Origin of the sequence: Kosakonia sp. N21 (assembly GCF_050587465.1) — a bacterium.
Taxonomy (GTDB): Bacteria; Pseudomonadota; Gammaproteobacteria; order Enterobacterales; family Enterobacteriaceae.
In genome coordinates this window covers 58,942-74,671 of record NZ_JBOBHR010000005.1, presented here as the reverse complement: position 1 = coordinate 74,671, position 15,730 = coordinate 58,942, and the positions used below count along the sequence as shown (strand labels likewise).

General features: G+C 58.2%; 15 protein-coding genes. 7 read left to right on the top strand and 8 right to left on the bottom strand.

Features of this window, described 5'->3' with window-relative positions:
• Positions 1-126: 126 nt before the first annotated feature.
• Entirely contained in the window at positions 127-933 is an 807-nt protein-coding gene (locus ACQ3G7_RS13460; RefSeq protein WP_263096715.1) for a PhzF family phenazine biosynthesis protein, read from the top strand.
• A 59-nt stretch (positions 934-992) separates the two neighbouring features.
• Here ACQ3G7_RS13460 and ACQ3G7_RS13455 read toward each other — a convergent pair whose 3' ends face one another.
• From ACQ3G7_RS13455 to ACQ3G7_RS13430, 6 genes are all read right to left on the bottom strand, one after another.
• Positions 993-1,670 (bottom strand): SDR family NAD(P)-dependent oxidoreductase, encoded by a 678-nt coding sequence (locus tag ACQ3G7_RS13455; protein WP_430890196.1) that lies wholly within the window; start codon positions 1,668-1,670, stop codon positions 993-995.
• Position 1,671: 1 nt separating this feature from the next.
• Positions 1,672-2,142: a NanQ anomerase/TabA/YiaL family protein gene (locus ACQ3G7_RS13450; protein WP_430890195.1), complete on the bottom strand. Its 471-nt coding sequence runs from the start codon at positions 2,140-2,142 to the stop codon at positions 1,672-1,674.
• Positions 2,143-2,145: 3 nt separating this feature from the next.
• A complete protein-coding gene (locus ACQ3G7_RS13445; protein ID WP_430890194.1) occupies positions 2,146-3,306 on the bottom strand; it encodes a sialidase family protein in 1,161 nt (386 codons plus the stop codon).
• A gap of 1 nt (position 3,307) precedes the next feature.
• Complete coding sequence (locus ACQ3G7_RS13440; protein ID WP_430890193.1) at positions 3,308-4,732, bottom strand: sodium:solute symporter family protein; 1,425 nt, start codon at positions 4,730-4,732, stop codon at positions 3,308-3,310.
• Between the two features lie 75 nt (positions 4,733-4,807).
• Entirely contained in the window at positions 4,808-5,692 is an 885-nt protein-coding gene (locus ACQ3G7_RS13435) for a dihydrodipicolinate synthase family protein (protein ID WP_430890192.1), read from the bottom strand.
• Between the two features lie 71 nt (positions 5,693-5,763).
• Positions 5,764-6,900, bottom strand: coding sequence for an iron-containing alcohol dehydrogenase (locus ACQ3G7_RS13430; RefSeq protein ID WP_430890191.1), 1,137 nt, complete (start codon positions 6,898-6,900; stop codon positions 5,764-5,766).
• A gap of 174 nt (positions 6,901-7,074) precedes the next feature.
• Between ACQ3G7_RS13430 and dtnK the strand changes: the two genes are divergently transcribed.
• From dtnK to ACQ3G7_RS13415, 3 genes are read left to right on the top strand one after another with little or no spacing between them, the layout of a single operon-like run.
• Positions 7,075-8,322 carry a D-threonate kinase gene (dtnK, locus tag ACQ3G7_RS13425; RefSeq protein ID WP_430890190.1) on the top strand — a complete coding sequence of 416 codons (1,248 nt, stop codon included), beginning with the start codon at positions 7,075-7,077 and terminating at the stop codon, positions 8,320-8,322.
• On the top strand, positions 8,315-9,301 hold the full coding sequence (locus tag ACQ3G7_RS13420) for a D-threonate 4-phosphate dehydrogenase (protein WP_263096706.1): 987 nt from the start codon (positions 8,315-8,317) through the stop codon (positions 9,299-9,301). The genes dtnK and ACQ3G7_RS13420 overlap by 8 nt, the downstream gene beginning before the upstream one ends.
• A 1-nt stretch (position 9,302) precedes the next feature.
• Complete coding sequence (locus ACQ3G7_RS13415; protein ID WP_430890189.1) at positions 9,303-10,064, top strand: DeoR/GlpR family DNA-binding transcription regulator; 762 nt, start codon at positions 9,303-9,305, stop codon at positions 10,062-10,064.
• Positions 10,065-10,074: 10 nt separating this feature from the next.
• Here ACQ3G7_RS13415 and ACQ3G7_RS13410 read toward each other — a convergent pair whose 3' ends face one another.
• The gene (locus tag ACQ3G7_RS13410) at positions 10,075-11,019 is read right to left on the bottom strand and encodes an L-lactate dehydrogenase (protein WP_430890188.1); all 945 of its coding nucleotides are present in this window, start codon (positions 11,017-11,019) and stop codon (positions 10,075-10,077) included.
• Between the two features lie 152 nt (positions 11,020-11,171).
• On the opposite strand from ACQ3G7_RS13410, the gene ACQ3G7_RS13405 reads away from it, so the two are divergent.
• Positions 11,172-11,654 (top strand): GNAT family N-acetyltransferase, encoded by a 483-nt coding sequence (locus ACQ3G7_RS13405; RefSeq protein ID WP_430890187.1) that lies wholly within the window; start codon positions 11,172-11,174, stop codon positions 11,652-11,654.
• Positions 11,655-11,674: 20 nt separating this feature from the next.
• Here the strand turns inward: ACQ3G7_RS13405 and ptrR are convergent, their stop codons facing one another.
• Positions 11,675-12,526, bottom strand: coding sequence for a putrescine utilization regulator PtrR (ptrR, locus tag ACQ3G7_RS13400; RefSeq protein ID WP_430890186.1), 852 nt, complete (start codon positions 12,524-12,526; stop codon positions 11,675-11,677).
• 106 nt (positions 12,527-12,632) lie between these two features.
• Here ptrR and sad point away from each other — a divergent pair, with 106 nt between their 5' ends.
• Together sad and ACQ3G7_RS13390 are read left to right on the top strand one after the other, a co-directional pair.
• On the top strand, positions 12,633-14,021 hold the full coding sequence (sad, locus tag ACQ3G7_RS13395) for a succinate-semialdehyde dehydrogenase (protein ID WP_430890185.1): 1,389 nt from the start codon (positions 12,633-12,635) through the stop codon (positions 14,019-14,021).
• A gap of 101 nt (positions 14,022-14,122) precedes the next feature.
• Positions 14,123-15,712 (top strand): methyl-accepting chemotaxis protein, encoded by a 1,590-nt coding sequence (locus ACQ3G7_RS13390; protein ID WP_263096699.1) that lies wholly within the window; start codon positions 14,123-14,125, stop codon positions 15,710-15,712.
• The last annotated feature ends 18 nt before the right edge of the window (positions 15,713-15,730 follow it).

The following is a 15,730-nucleotide window of genomic DNA, read 5'->3' as shown; positions in this document are numbered from 1 at the left end:
AGGCTTTTACTGGCGAAAATACAACCGTTTTGTGATGTAGATCTCATTTTGTGGCGACATGAAAAATACCCATTGCATCGGTATCCAATAGCGTTCAAAAACAGAGAACAAAAAAGAGGAAATGCTATGCAAACAATCGACTTCTATATGGTAGACGCTTTCAGCGATCGCACCTTTGGCGGTAATGCCGCCGCCGTTTGTCCACTGACCGAGTGGCTACCGGATGAGGTTCTGCTGAAGATGGCGCAGCAGCATAATCAGTCCGAAACCGCGTTTTTTGTGCGTAACGACAGCGGCTTTGAGCTGCGCTGGTTTACCACGCAATATGAAATTAACCTCTGCGGGCACGCCACGCTTGCCGCTGCGCATGTGATTTTCGAATATCTTGATTACCCCGATACCGCGATCCGCTTCAGCACCCGTTTTGTGGGTGAGCTGAAAGTGACGCGTAATGGTGACTGGTTAACGCTCGACTTCCCGGCATGGTCCACCGACGCGGTGGCGAATCCGCCTGCGCTGCTGTTTACCACGCTCGGCATCGCAGCGGCGAAAGAGGTGCGCGTTGGGCGCGACTATCTGGTGGTGCTGGAAAACCAGGCGCAGGTCGAAGCCCTGCAACCGGATATCGCAGGCATGATCCCGCTGGGGAAAATGGTCTGTGTGACCGCGCCGGGCGAGTCGGTGGATTTTGTCAGCCGCTTCTTCTGCCCTGGCGAATCGGTACCGGAAGATCCGGTCACGGGTTCGGCCCACAGCATGCTGATCCCGTACTGGGGTGAAAAACAGGGCAAACAGGTGATGCAGGCGCGACAGGTTTCCGCCCGGGGTGGGGATCTGCGCTGCGAGTGGCGGGGCGATCGCGTGCTGATTGGCGGCCAGGCGACGTTATACCTGATGGGGAAAGTGTTTTTACGTGATATCACTGGCGGTTAATGCCGGGCATGTCGTTGGATGGCGATGACGCCTTTGCAACAGACACACCCGACACACGCTCACTTCAACGAGGCGCCGCCGCAGATCACCAACTCCTGGCCGGTGATGGCGGCGGCATCTGCCGACAACACAAACCCCACCAGTGCCGCCACTTCCTGCGGTGTGATCAGACGCCCAATGGGCGGCACGTTGGGCGGCGAGCTTTCCCGCCCTGGCGCGCTCAGCATCGGTGTTTGCGTTGCGCCGGGCGCGACCACATTGGCGGTAATGCCGCGCGGCGCCAGTTCTGCTGCCCAGCTTCGCACCATGCCCACCAGCGCCGCTTTGGTCGCCACATACTGTGAACGCCCGGCCGCGCCGCGCGAAGTACGGCTGCCAATCACCACAATCCGCCCGCCTGGCTGCATCTGAGGCGCAAAATGGTTGGCCAGCGTTTCTGCGGCCTGCACATGCAGCCGCCACAAACGCTGACTGGCGGCGGCATCCAGTTCACCAAGCGAGGCGGCGGCCATCATACCAGCGGCATGGATCACCGCCTGCGGCGTTTCAAGCCCGTTGAGCGCCTGGCGCAAGGCGGCGTCATCGCTTAAATCGACCTGCAAACTGCGAAAGGCCGTGGTATTGCGCTGAACCGGCGAACGCGAAAGCCCGACCACCTGCCAGCCGTGATCAAGCAGCCAGCTGACAATGGCTTCGCCAATACCGGAACTGGCACCGGTGACGACAGCAATCGGCATCTTATTCCTCCAGCAGTGCGCGCGGCACTTTGAACACTGCTTTGCGCACGGTCATCGGTTGGTCAACCGCGCACAATGCCTGATGCGGCTCGCCCGGCAGGAACACGGCAAAATCACCCGCGCGCAGCGTCACACGCACCGGTAATTGGACGCCGGTGGCGATAAACAGGTCCGGTTTCCGCTCTTCATCAGTGCTCTTTGCCGCATACTGCGTGCCTGCATGAATGATTTCCTCACCGGCCAGGACCACCTGAATATCCGCCCACTTGTGGTGGTATTCCGTGTGGCGCTCAGCCTGCGGCCGGGTATTCGCCGGGCCGATATTACAAAACCAGGCTGCGTGCTCCGGTTGCAGGCGTCCGTCATCGTGCGCCTGCAGCGCCGCCAGTGAACACTGGGGTAAATCGAGGATCGCCCGAAGCCCGGCGGGAAGCCCTGCCAGCGGCAGGGCGTTAAGGTTTCCGAGGATCATGGGCTACTCCTTTACCCACGCCGGGGAGACGCGCACATATTTAATCGCCTGGCGGAAGTAGGTATAGGCGATATGCAGATTGCCATCGGCACCTTGCTTAATGCTCGGGTAGGAGAACTCACGGTTGAGTTTTTCCTGCGAATTGTTGGTCATGCAGTAGCCGTCGCCCTCGTCGAGATTACGTTGCCACGGCCAGCTTTTCCCGCCGTCGGGTGAAATCGCCACCGTCATCGGCGCGCGCGGCGCGCCCCAAAAGGCGCTGCGTCCACCGGACGCCGTGGGTTCTTTGCGTCCGTCGCCATCATCAATCTCATCATACAGCGATGCGCGCCGCTCTGTTGCGCCCGCCGCGCTCATCGCGTTAAACACCAGTGCCAGCATGCCGTCGTCCAGCGTGGTGACCTGAATGGACGAGTTATTGTTCGGCAATACCGTGGGTTCCGGTACTGACCAGCTTTCACCGCCATCGGTAGACTGGCTGTAGTAGATATTGTCCGCCCAGCGGCTACGGAACAGCGCCACCAGCGTTCCACTCGCCAGTGCGGTGATGTTCATATGTACGCAGCCGAGGCTTTCCGGTACGACAACATCACGCCAGCTTTTACCCTGATCGGCAGAGATTTTGACGGCGCTAATGTCGTCGTTGCCCACCCATTTCTCGCCCGGTTGCGTGCGGCAATAAAACACCGGCAGCAACCAGTTGCCGTTATCCAGCACGGTGATGGGCTGGCGGATAAAGGTACCGGGTTGATCCAACAGCGTGCCTGTTTCGCCCCAGCTCGCACCAAAATCCGCAGACTGGCGGTAGCGCACGATAGCCGTATCCTGGTTACCGGAAATTTGCGCCGTCCACAGCAGCCACAGCAGGTTATCCGGAGCGAGGAACAAAACCGGGTTTTGCTCGGAGCGCGACGGATCGTCCGACAGTTTTACCGCGTCGCTCCACTGCTGTGCACCGGCTGCCAGCCGTGAACTCCATACGGAGATATCCGCAATCCCTTCCTGTGTGCCGCCAAACCAGACGCACAATAAGTCGCCGTTGGGCAGCGGCAGAATGTTCGCCGCGTGGTTTTGCGGGCAGGACGACGGCAGCATCGCCGTGGTGACGCGGGCGTCCTGCGGTTGTGGGCGTAACATCCCATCGCGATTTACAGTCACAGACATATCAAACTCCATTATTTCGAACAGGGGTATGCGCGTTGCTCACGGTTTTGGGCGCTGCTTTGTTAGGGATCAGGCGGTCAAGCACCATGATCACCGCCGGTGTCACCAGCGCAACATACATATTGTTAATACCAAACGGATCGCCCAGCAGATACCAGACCGAGGTCACCACACAGGCGCCAATCAAACCGGCGTTCGCGCCACGGGTGCTCTTAAAGAACGGTGCATAGAAGGCAATCACCGCCACCACCGAGATAGAGAGGCGGATAGCGCGGGTAAAGAAGGAGAGTTTCAGTACTTCCGGAACAAACAGCACAAAAATCAGCGGCAGGAAGCCAATCAGCAGTGACAGCCAGCGGGTGGCTTTAAATTCCTGCTCCGGGGTCGGGTTGCGATAAGGCACGTAGAAATCTTTCACCACCAGCGACGCAATCGCCAGCGCCACGGTACTGACGCTCACAAAGATAGACGCAACAAGTGACGTTGTCACCAAGCCAGCTACCCACGGGTTCATATCCTGCAGGAAAATCGGCATGGCATACAGGCTGTTGATTTCCGGGTGCAGGTATTTTGCCGCAACGCCAATGACCGCAATCGCCAGTGCAATCGGCAGGCAGAAGAAGAAGGCCACCCAGGTGGAACGCTTGGCGCTCTGAACATCTTTGGTAGAGCAAATCGCCTGGATCACAAACTGGGTGCAGAAGATGGAGCCGATGGTGCCAATCAGCCAGGCAAAAATGGTGCTGGGGCCAAAATTACCGTCCCAGGTCCAGTAGTATTTCGGCATGTTTTCGATCATCGGGGTAAAACCGCCGGTCTTCGACAGAGCAAAACCCATGATCGCCAGAATGCCGAAATATTTCAGCGCGCTGTGCAGCAACGTCACCCATGCCACGCCTTTCATACCGCCAAAGGCGAAGTAGAAGGTACTGACGATAGCGGTAATAAACGCGGCGATCGGCAGGTTCACTTTCAGTACCGTTGAGATGGCCGCTGCGCCGCTCACGTAGTTGCCGACGTTCACCAGCAGCAGGGCGTAAATCATGATAATCGAGATGATATTTTTGGTGCTGTTGCCATATTTTTCGGCAATCGCGCCGGAGATGGTGATTTTGCCGGTGTTATAGATGCGTTTAACCAGCAACAGACCGAACAGCGGGAAGCCAATCGCTGCGCCAATCACCGACCAGGAGGCGGCAAACCCGTCTTCGAACGCCGCCTGCGCGGTGCCGACGGTCGATTTAGCGCCAATGTACTCAGACATCAGCAGAATGCCGACGATAAAGGCGGGCATCGCACGCGAGCCTTCCATAAAATCGCCGCTGTTTTTACTGCGTAAGCGGAAGGTTAACCAGGTGGTGAACAGAATATAAGCCACCACAATGCCAACAATGATCAGGGTATCTTGAGATGTAAAGGTGTTCATCTTTGCCTCTCTTCAGGGCGTGTGAATCCGGGGCGCGGTATGCGCCCGGTTTTCTTATGACGAATGACACCGCCGTTAGTGAAGGTACTGCGACACTATCTGGCGGATCTGTTGAAGTTGCTGTGGGTTAAACGTGACAGCGTAACGACTGTCGCCAACCTCATAACCCATGATTTGCAATGCTTTTTTTACTGCGGCCGGCGAGAAGGCCACTTTATACAGATCGGTACGTAACCCGGTGACGCTCTCTTGCGCACTGCGTGAACCTGCAATGTCGCCCGCCTGGAAACGTGACCAGATGGCGTTAATGGCCTGCGGTGCAACGTTCGCCAGCCCGGAAATACAGGCGGAGCAGCCGTCAACAAAACCCTGATGGATTAACGAGTCCGGGCCGTTCAGTACATCGAAACCCTCGACATCTTTCACCGCATTCAGGAAACCGCTCAGGCTCTCATAGCTCCCGGCGCTGTCCTTGATACCGATAATGTTCGGATGTTCCGCCAGCGCACGAACCGTCTGTGGTTCGAGCGTATTGCCGGTACGTGCCGGGATGTTGTAGAGAAATACCGGCACGTTTAACGCGTCGGCGACAGCGGTGTAGTGGTTAATCAGCTCATCTTGTTTCAGCGGCACGAAATAGGGGGTGATCACCGACACCGCATCCACGCCCAGTTTCTCGATTTGCCGCCCCAGACGAATGGTTTCACGGGTAGAGATTTCGCCGATGTGCGCCACTACCGGCGAGCGTCCGGCCACTTCCTCTACGCAGGTGGCGGTAACGGCGACCTTTTCCTGCTCGTTCAGCACGAAAAATTCCCCGTTGGTGCCGCCGCAAAAAATGCCGTTACCGGCCTCAATCTGGCGGTTAATTTGTTGTTTGAGCGCGTTCGGGTTAACAGCCCCGTCGGCGTCGAAAGGTGTAACAATGGCGGTCAACACGCCTTTAATGTGCTTGTTCATAACTTGTCCCTGATTCGCTGTTTAGTCCCGGTGGCGCAGCGCTTACCGGGCCGACAGACGGTTAAAAACGGTTAAAACAACGTCTGATAGATGGCCTGCACCTGTGCGTGATCTACGGTGCAGGGGGCATTGTTCATCAGGCGCTTAACATTCAGCGCGGCGTCACTCAGCGCCGGGATATCTTCACGGGGGACACCGAGCGCTTCGAGGTTGTCCGGCAGATTCAGCCGCTTAACCAGCGCGGCGAACCACGCCACCAGCGCCAGCGATTTCTGTTCGTTGCTCAGCGTGGTGTCGGCGTCAGGGACCAGATCCCAGACCTGGGCAAATTTCTCCACGGCGTGCGGACGCACCACGTTCATGCACGGCGCCAGCAAAATGGCGTTCGCCACGCCATGTGGCAGATGGTATTTGCCGCCGAGCGGGTAAGAGAGCGCGTGCACCAGGTGTGTACCGGCGTGGGCAATGGCCGCGCCGCCGTAATACGAGGCCCACAGCATCTCCAGCCGGGCGGTCAGGTTGTGCGGTTCATTGACGGCGGTTTCGATATTGCGCAGCAGTTTGCGCAGGCCCATCAGCGCAACGTTGTCGCTGACCGGGTTGGCAATGGTGGCGGTGAAGCACTCAATCAGATGGCACAGCGCATCGATGCCGGTCGACGAGGCGATATGCGCAGGCATGCTGGTGGTCAGCTCCGGCAGTAACGCCACGTAATCCGGTAACATCACCGGGGAGATAATGCCAATTTTGGTGTCCTGCTCCGGGATCGCCAGAATCGCGTTAGGCGTGGCTTCCGAACCGGTTCCGGCGGTGGCGGGGATCAACAGCGACGTCACGCGTGCCGTGGGTTTGTCGCCGTTCAGCAGCGCAGGCAAACCGGGGGAGGCCGGGTGGCAGAGAACGGACAACAGCTTGGCGACATCCAGCACGCTGCCGCCGCCAATACCGACCACCAGGTCAAATATCTTGTCGCCCAGCCCTTGCAGAATGTTGGCGACGTCATGCTGGCTCGGCTCTGGCGGCACATTATCAATCAGTTGCAGATCTGCACCGTTGGCCGTCAGCAGGGCGCGGATCTGCTGCGTCGGCGCAAGCTTAATTACATTGCCATCGCTGACCAGTAAGATTTTCTCTTTACCTGCAAGCAGTGGGGCTATCGCCGGGATCGCGCCTGCGCCACTTATCAGGGTGCTATTAATCGTTACCACAACCTTCTCCTGTCTCTGTTATGGTGATTGAGTTCAATCATTACTTGTCAATCACCGTCACTACATGGCCTAAATTTATAATTTATTCGCAAACTGAATAAGTTGATCTTGCTCACATATAATCAATCATGATTGAATATAATCATATCCAGTGCATAATGACCCGGAGAAGGGATGAACGAGCCAACCTCGGATAAACAGATAGCCATCCTCGCCGACGACTTTACCGGCGCGAATGACGCGGGTGTCAGCCTGGCGCAGAGAGGAATGACGGTGGATGTGGCGCTGAGCGCGAACTACGTCAGCACTGCGCAGGCCCGTATTTATAACAGCGACAGCCGGGCGCTCACCGCCAGCGATGCCGCGCAGCGGGTTACCGTGCTGACGCAAAAGATTGTCGCGCACGGCGCGCCGCAGTGGCTGGTTAAGAAGATCGACTCCACGCTGCGCGGCAATGTGGGGGCCGAAGTCGCCGCCATGTTGCAGGCTTGCAAGGCCTCCGCCGCGATTATCGCGCCGGCTTTTCCGGCGGCGGGTCGCATCACCCGCAACGGGCAGTGCTTTGTTCATGAGCGATTGCTGACGGACACCGAGTTCGCCAGCGATCCGAAAACGCCCGTCACCAGCGCCGACATCGGTATGTTGCTGGCGGCGCACAGCCGCGCGGAAATCCGTTACCTGCACGCCGCTGATGTGGCGGCGGCGCTGGCGAACGCATCGGTGAGTGCGCCCCTGTTGCTGGTGGTGGATGCGCAAAGCGATGCCGAGCTGGATGAGATTGTCGCCCAGGCCGAGTCGGCGGCATCGCGCCCACTGTTGGTGGGGTCCGCAGGGTTGTGCGATGCGCTGGCGCGTCGGCTGAACCCGTGTGTTCCGCGCACGGTACTGGCGGTGGTGGGGTCAATGAGCGAAATCGCTCAACAACAGCTGGCGTGGGCGGCAAAACATCCCCGCGTGGAGCAGGTGTTTATTGATATCAACACGTTATTCACCCCGGCGGCGGCGGAGTACCGACAACACATCGTCCGCATCCTGGTCAGCGGCCGTCACTGTCTGGTGCATACCTGCCCGGATACGCAGGCGCGTCACCAGATTGCCGCGCTGTGTGAACAGCAGGGCGTAAGCCGCAGCGAACTGGGTGAGCGTATTTGCGCGTTTTTAGGGGAGTTGACGCGGGATGTTCTGCGCGAAGCGCAACCGGACGCGCTCTATCTTTCCGGCGGCGATGTGGCGGTTGCGGCGGCCCATGCGCTTGGGGCGAAAGGTTTTAGCATCCGCGGGCGGGCTGCGGGCTGCGTGCCGTGGGGATACTTTTCAGGTTGTCCTTGGCAACGACCGGTGATGACCAAAGCAGGTGGCTTTGGTGACGAAACTACCTTGCTTAAGGTTCTGCATTTTATCGAGGAGAAATCGAGTGACTAATATCATTGCTGTAACGATGGGCGACCCGGCGGGTATTGGCCCGGAAATCATTATCAAATCGCTGGTCGAAGGAGAGTTAGCCGGTTCGCCGGTGGTGGTGGTCGGGTGTGCGCGGACGTTTCAGCGCATTCTTGGGCTGAATATCACCCCGCGTGCGGAACTGCGCATTATTGAACGCGTTGCCGATGCGCGTTTTGCGCCGGGCGTTATCAACGTGATTGACGAACCGCTGGCGGATGTCGATGCCCTGCAACCTGGTGTGGTGCAGGCGCAGGCCGGGGATCTGGCTTATCGCTGCATTAAACGCGCCACCGAACTGGCGATGAGCGGAGACGTGAAAGCCATTGCCACCGCGCCGCTGAACAAAGAAGCGCTCTTTATGGCCGGGCATCACTATCCGGGCCACACTGAGCTGCTGGCACAACTGACCGACAGCAAAGATTACGCGATGGTGCTCTACACCGATAAACTGAAAGTGATTCATATCACGACGCATATCGCCCTGCGTAAATTCCTCGACACCCTGAATCAGGATCGCGTGAAAACAGTGGTGCGTATTGCCGATACATTCCTGAAACGCGTCGGCTATGACAATCCGCGGATTGCGGTAGCGGGGGTCAACCCACATGCCGGCGAAAACGGGTTGTTTGGTGATGAAGAGATCACCATTGTCGGCCCGGCGGTGCAGGCGATGAAAGCCGAAGGGGTGAATGTGACCGGGCCGTGCCCGCCGGATACGGTGTTTATGCAGTGCCACGAAGGGATGTATGACATGGTGGTGGCGATGTACCACGATCAGGGGCATATTCCGTTAAAATTGCTGGGCTTTTACGATGGCGTTAATATCACCGCCGGGCTACCGTTTATCCGTACCTCAGCGGATCACGGCACCGCATTTGATATCGCCTGGCGTGGTGTGGCGAAAGCCGAGAGCATGGCGGTATCCATCCAGTTAGCAATGCAAATTACACGGGAATAATATGAAGGGATATAACCGGTTAGAGCAGATTATGGATTACCTGAAAGGGCATAATCTGGTGACGGTGGATCAACTGGTCGCGGCTACGGATGCCTCGCCTGCCACCATTCGCCGCGATCTGATCAAGCTCGATCAGGAAGGGGTGATCAGTCGCACCCACGGCGGCGTAACGTTGAACCGGTTTATCCCCTCCCAGCCGACCACCAGCGAAAAAATGCAGCGCAACCTGGCGGAAAAACACGCCATTGCCTGCGCCGCCGCTGCACTGGTGAAAGCCGGGGATGCAATTGTGCTGGATGCGGGCACCACGATGATTGAGCTGGCTCGCCAGCTCACGCATCTGCCGCTGCGGGTGATCACCAGCGATTTGCACATTGCGCTGTTTCTGTCGGAATTTAAACAGATTGAAGTGACGATTATCGGTGGGCGTATTGATGATTCCAGCCAGTCCTGCATTGGCGAGCACGGGCGCAAGCTGCTGCAAAACATCTGGCCGGATCTGGCGTTTGTCAGCTGTAACGGCTGGGGGCTGGAGCGCGGGATCACCGCGCCAACGGAAGAGAAAGCCGCGCTTAAGCACGATCTGATCGCCAATGCCAGGCGGCGGATCCTGCTGGCGGACAGCAGCAAATATGGTGCGTGGTCGCTGTTTAACGTGGCAACCCTGGATTCGCTGACCGATATCATCACCGATGCGCAGCTCAGTGCGGATATCCGCCAGCAGCTTGAGTCATTGCCGGGGCGGTTAACCATTGCCAGTTAACCGCGCATCGTCAGGGCAGGCGGGCAATATTGGCCTTGATAACCCCGACGGAGTGGTTGAATTTCACCACTTCGTCATCCCGCAGTTGTAACTCAATAATCTGCTGTACACCGTTCTGCGCCAGCACGGCGGGAACCCCAATAGCCACATCTTTCACACCATACTCGCCGTCAAGAATGCAGGAGATCGCCAGCGCGCGGTGGCTGCCGGTGAAAATATTCCGGCAGATCTCGGCAATGGTGCCGGCAATACCATACTCAGTGCAGCCTTTACGGGCATAGATCTCAAAACCGTGGCGGCGAACTTTCTCCGCCAGTGCATCGACATCCAGCGTCTGGCCGGTTTTGCGCCGGTAGACCTCGGCGATGGGCGAACCGTATACCGACGAATGCGACCACACCGGAAACTGGGTATCACCGTGTTCGCCGAGAATAAACGCATCGATACTCTGCGCGCCAATATCCAGTGACTGCGCCAGCGCACGGCGCAGACGGGTGGTATCAAGCCACACGCCGGTACCAATCACCTGGTTGCGCGGTAACCCGGACAGTTTCCACACCTGCCAGGTAATGATGTCGCAGGGGTTGGTGGCGACAAGGAAAATGCCGTTGAAACCATTTGCCATCATTGTCGGTACGATTTTTTGCACGATCCGCGCAGTGTTGGTCAGTTCGTCGAGACGCGTCTGGCCGGGTTTTAACGGGCCGCCGGAGACAGTGATCACCGCAATGTCGACATCCGCACACGCGTCAACCGGACGGGTTGAAATGGTCATCATGCCCGGCATATACGCCGCGGCATCCGACAGATCCTGAGCGTGGCCCTCCACGCGCTGTTGGTCCAAATCCACGAGGATCAGCTCTTCGCAAATTGTCTGGTTCAGCAGGGCGTAGGCGGCGGACGCCCCCACATTGCCAGTGCCAATAATCATCACCTTACGGGCTTTCGTATTCATTCTGGTTCCGTTATCAGGGTTAGCTCTGCGCGTAAGGTACCGTCTGTCCTCCCGGCTGCGCAACGGCCTGCATCATCTATAGGTTAATCGTATGACGTTGATGCGGGTCTGGCTGGTTAATTTAACAAGGGAGTAACAATAAGGAGTGTCCGATGTACAGTATTACCGATGCCACCGCTTCCCAGCCGGATGTGATTGCGCTGATTGACGAACTGGATCGCTACCAGAGCGCGCTCTATCCGGCGGAGAGTAACCATCTGCTTGATCTGGCCGCTTTACCTGCGCAGACCCTGATCCTGCGAAAAATCCGCCATACCGATGGGGCGACCGTGGGGTGCGGCGCGGTGGTGCTGAACGGCGATGGCAGCGGCGAGATGAAACGGGTGTTTATCGATCCCCGGCATCGAGGGCAACAACTGGGTGAAAAACTGATTGCCGCGCTGGAGCAGGAGGCGGTTGCCCGTTTTTGCCATACGTTGCGTCTGGAGACCGGGATCAGGCAGTTGGCGGCAGTTAAGCTGTATGAGCGCTGCGGTTATCAGACCTGTCACGCTTTTGCGCCCTATGTCGACGATCCCTTGAGTATTTTTATGGAAAAAACGCTTATCGCCGACCTGCGTTATGCCATGCAATAAACCGCCACCGCGCGTTAACGCTACTGCAGCAGTTCAATAAACGCGTCAAGATGCCGGGTTTTCGCGCCGCGTCGCCACACCAGCCAGGTGGTCAGCCAGCGCCAGTTTTCTGCCAGCGGCCAGGCTTCCACCTGGTGATGACCGGGCATACTTTCCAGCATACTGCGCGGGATCAGCGCCAGTCCGGCTCCGGCGATCACACAGGCCAGCATGCCGTGATAGGACTCCATCTCGTGAATTTTTCCGGGTGTGGCGCGATCGGCATTAAACCAGCTCTCAAAATGGCGGCGGTAGGAGCAGTTAGCGCGAAAGGCGTAGATGCTGGCGCCATTGACCTGCGCCGCGCGCGCAATGTGCGGGTGACCGTGCGGCGCGACAATCATCATCTCTTCACGGTAAACCGGGATCCCTTCCAGACCCGGGTGCATGATCGGGCCGTCGACGAAAGCGGCGCTCAGTTTTCCTTCCATCACGCCGTCGATCATGGTGCCGGAAGGCCCGGTGGACAGGTCAAACTGAATACGCGGATAACGCTGGTTGTACTGCGCCAGCGTGGCGGGAATGCGCACCGCCGCGGTGCTTTCCAGCGCGCCCAGCGAGAACAGGCCTTGCGGCTCGTCTCCGGCAACCACCATGCGGGCTTCATCCACCAGCGCCAGGATCTGCTGGCTGTAACGCAAAAAACTGTGCCCCGCCGGAGAGAGGCGCAGGCGCTGGTTTTCGCGGATAAACAGATCGACGCCGAGATCGGACTCCAGCTGGCGGATGCGGGTCGTGAGATTGGACGGCACGCGATGCACCTTCTGCGCCGCCTGGGTGATACTGCCGGTCTGCGCCACGGCGTTAAACATCTCAAGCTGGGTTAAATCCATACCATTCTCTCTTTGTGAATAGTGTCGTTAATATTATTCAGTTTTCAGAAATAACAAATTCCGCCACTCTGGTGCAAGTCCTGACCACATTTAAGGGAGACCCCGTATGTCCATTACCCCGACAACCCATGCTATTTCCATCAACCCGGCCACCGGGGAAACCCTGAGCGCCACACCGTGGGCCAGCCCTGCAGACGTGGATGCCGCCATCGAACAGGCGGCTAACGGCTATCGCCAGTGGCGAGTGTTAAGCGTGGCGGAGCGGGCGCAAAAACTGCGCGATGTCGGCGCGGCGCTGCGTGAACGGGGCGAAGAGATGGCGCAACGGATCAGCCAGGAGATGGGGAAACCGATCCTGCAGGCTCGGGCCGAGGTGAACAAATCCGCCAGCCTGTGCGACTGGTATGCGGATAACGGTCCGGCAATGCTTGGCAGCGAGCCGACCCAGGTTGAGCATAACCGCGCCACCATTGAATACCGGCCGCTGGGGGCGATTCTGGCGGTGATGCCGTGGAACTTTCCGGTGTGGCAGGTGATGCGCGGCGCGGTGCCGATCCTGCTGGCCGGTAACAGTTATTTACTGAAGCATGCGCCCAATGTGCTGGGGTGTGCGGCACTGTTGGGCGAGATTTTCACCCGCGCCGGGATCCCGCAAGGGGTATTTGGCTGGGTGAACGCCACTAACGACGGTGTTAGTCAGGCTATCAATGACCCGCGGATTGCTGCTGTCACGGTGACCGGCAGCGTGCGCGCGGGTGCCGCTATTGGCGCACAGGCCGGGGCAGCGCTGAAAAAATGCGTACTGGAACTGGGGGGGTCCGATCCCTTTATTGTGCTGAACGACGCCGATCTGGATCTGGCGGTGAAAGCGGCGGTCGCCGGGCGTTATCAAAATACCGGGCAGGTTTGCGCTGCCGCGAAACGTTTTATTGTTGAATCCGGCATCGCGCAGGCCTTTACCGACAAGTTTGTTGCCGCCGCAGCCGCGCTGAAACAGGGCGCGCCGGACAACGAAGAGCACTATCTGGGGCCGATGGCACGTTTTGATCTGCGCGATGAGCTGCATGCGCAGGTACAGGCCAGCATCCAGCAGGGCGCTACGCTGCTGCTCGGTGGGGAAAAGGTTCCGGGGGCGGGCAACTACTACCCGGCGACGGTACTGGCTGGCGTGACGCCGGAGATGACCGCATTCCGCCAGGAGCTGTTTGGCCCGGTCGCCGCCATCACCCTTGCCCGCGATGCGGAGCATGCGCTGGCACTGGCGAATGACAGTGATTTTGGTTTGTCCGCCACCGTCTTTACCGCCGATCATGCGCAGGCCGCCTGGTTTGCCGAACACCTGGAGTGCGGTGGCGTGTTTATTAACGGCTACAGCGCCAGCGATGCCCGCGTGGCCTTTGGCGGCGTGAAGAAAAGCGGTTTTGGCCGCGAGCTGTCGCACTTCGGTTTGCATGAATTTTGCAATATCCAGACCGTATGGAAAGATCGTCTGTAACCGCATGCGCGCCGCGGTGGGGCGCGCCACTCCTCGCTGTCATGGGGGTGTCATGATCCTTTTGTAGACTCACGGCAACGTTGTGGTTATAGAAGAATATCATGAACTTAATGCAAATTTTTCGCCGTATTGTTCGGCGTGTTACGCCTCAGCAGTTTGGTTTGTTAGCCGGTATTTTCTGTATCATCGGTCTGTTCTCCGCGCTGCAAATCGCCTCCTCTTTTCTCCTTTCCGCGTCATTACGCGAAGCACAGCACAATGAACAGTTAAACCAGCAGGCGCACCTGCAACAGGTTCGCGTGGATGAAGCCCGCGTGGCCTTGCTGACCGCAAGCGATCTGCTTAACCGCGCAGGCGTGTGGTTTATGCAGGACAAAGAAACCGGTTCAGAAGGGAGCTGGCGCAGCCTGATGGATGAAACCCGCAGTGCGCTGGATGCGTCGCAAAAAGCCTGGCAAGCCTGGCTGGCGCTCGATCCGCCGAAAGACGACGGCTTAATCAACAGTTATCAGCTGTTTTACGGCGCGCTGAAAGAGCAGGCGGATGGACTGGTGAAAACCCAGTCGATTGACGCCTTCTTTGCGGTGCCTGCACAGGCGTTCCAGGCGGATTTTAACGACAACTATGCCCGTTTCCAGCAGGCCAGCGAAAGCCGTGCGGAAACTGGCCGTCAGGCGTTAATGTCCAACCTTGGACAACTACAGCATGTCTTTGTGCTGGTGCCCGCGCTGTTGCTGGTGATTGCGGTGCTGGTGTGGTTTGCCATGTCACGCTGGGTGATCACGCCGCTGCGTCGGCTGATTGCACACATCAACATCCTCGCCGCGGGCGATCTGGGAACAGCGCTGCCGTCGGTACCGCGTTTTAACCGCGAGGTGGAGCAGCTTAGCCTGAGCATTCACAGCATGCAGCAGGGGCTGCAACAACTGGTGATGCAGGTCAGTGACGCAACCGCCTCCATGGTGAACACCATCAGCAACCTTGCGGAAGGTAACCAGTCGCTTTATCAGCAGTCGACGAAACAGGCGCAGGAACTGACGGATGTGACCGAACATATCGCCACCCTGGAATCCCACGTTGAAGGCAGCACTGGCTTCGCCCAGCAAGCCCGTCAACAGGCGGATGAGGCGCAAAAAATCGCGGCAGGTGGCGATCGCATGATGGATACGGTTAACCAGTCGATGCGCGAGATCGTCGAACGTTCGGCCGAGATGCGCAACATCGTCGATATGATTGATGGCGTGGCGTTTCAGACGAATATTCTGGCGCTGAATGCCGCCATTGAAGCGGCACATGCGGGGAATCACGGGCGCGGCTTTGCGGTGGTGGCGAAAGAGGTCGGGCTGCTGGCGCGTAAGAGTAGCCACTCAACGCAAACCATTCAGCAGTTGATTAACCACTCTTTGCAGGGGATCACTGACGGTACGCAGGCGGTGAGCCGCCTTGAAAGCAACCTGCAAAAAGTGACCGGGCTGGTGGGACACTTAAGCGGCGTGCTCAATGAGATCTCCGCCGCCACCCTGAGTCAGGGGGAGAGCATCCATCTGATGACCCGGCGTTTGCACGCTCTCAACACGGTCGCCCGGCGCACCGGGGAACTGGTGTCGACGGCGACACAAGCGTCTGAACAACTGCATAATGACTCTCATCAGTTACTGCAGGCGGTGGCCCGTTTTCGCCTGCCGGCCTGACGTGATTCATTCGTCTCT

Excerpts from the sequence above, each read along its gene's own strand:
- ACQ3G7_RS13445 (WP_430890194.1), bottom strand. The coding sequence starts at position 3,306 with ATGTCTGTGACTGTAAATCGCGATGGGATGTTACGCCCACAACCGCAG.
- ACQ3G7_RS13410 (WP_430890188.1), bottom strand. The coding sequence starts at position 11,019 with ATGAATACGAAAGCCCGTAAGGTGATGATTATTGGCACTGGCAATGTG.
- ACQ3G7_RS13450 (WP_430890195.1), bottom strand. The coding sequence starts at position 2,142 with ATGATCCTCGGAAACCTTAACGCCCTGCCGCTGGCAGGGCTTCCCGCC.
- sad (WP_430890185.1), top strand. The coding sequence starts at position 12,633 with ATGTCCATTACCCCGACAACCCATGCTATTTCCATCAACCCGGCCACC.
- dtnK (WP_430890190.1), top strand. The coding sequence starts at position 7,075 with ATGAACGAGCCAACCTCGGATAAACAGATAGCCATCCTCGCCGACGAC.
- ACQ3G7_RS13415 (WP_430890189.1), top strand. The coding sequence starts at position 9,303 with ATGAAGGGATATAACCGGTTAGAGCAGATTATGGATTACCTGAAAGGG.
- ACQ3G7_RS13390 (WP_263096699.1), top strand. The coding sequence starts at position 14,123 with ATGAACTTAATGCAAATTTTTCGCCGTATTGTTCGGCGTGTTACGCCT.
- ACQ3G7_RS13460 (WP_263096715.1), top strand. The coding sequence starts at position 127 with ATGCAAACAATCGACTTCTATATGGTAGACGCTTTCAGCGATCGCACC.
- ACQ3G7_RS13455 (WP_430890196.1), bottom strand. The coding sequence starts at position 1,670 with ATGCCGATTGCTGTCGTCACCGGTGCCAGTTCCGGTATTGGCGAAGCC.
- ACQ3G7_RS13405 (WP_430890187.1), top strand. The coding sequence starts at position 11,172 with ATGTACAGTATTACCGATGCCACCGCTTCCCAGCCGGATGTGATTGCG.
- ACQ3G7_RS13440 (WP_430890193.1), bottom strand. The coding sequence starts at position 4,732 with ATGAACACCTTTACATCTCAAGATACCCTGATCATTGTTGGCATTGTG.
- ptrR (WP_430890186.1), bottom strand. The coding sequence starts at position 12,526 with ATGGATTTAACCCAGCTTGAGATGTTTAACGCCGTGGCGCAGACCGGC.
- ACQ3G7_RS13435 (WP_430890192.1), bottom strand. The coding sequence starts at position 5,692 with ATGAACAAGCACATTAAAGGCGTGTTGACCGCCATTGTTACACCTTTC.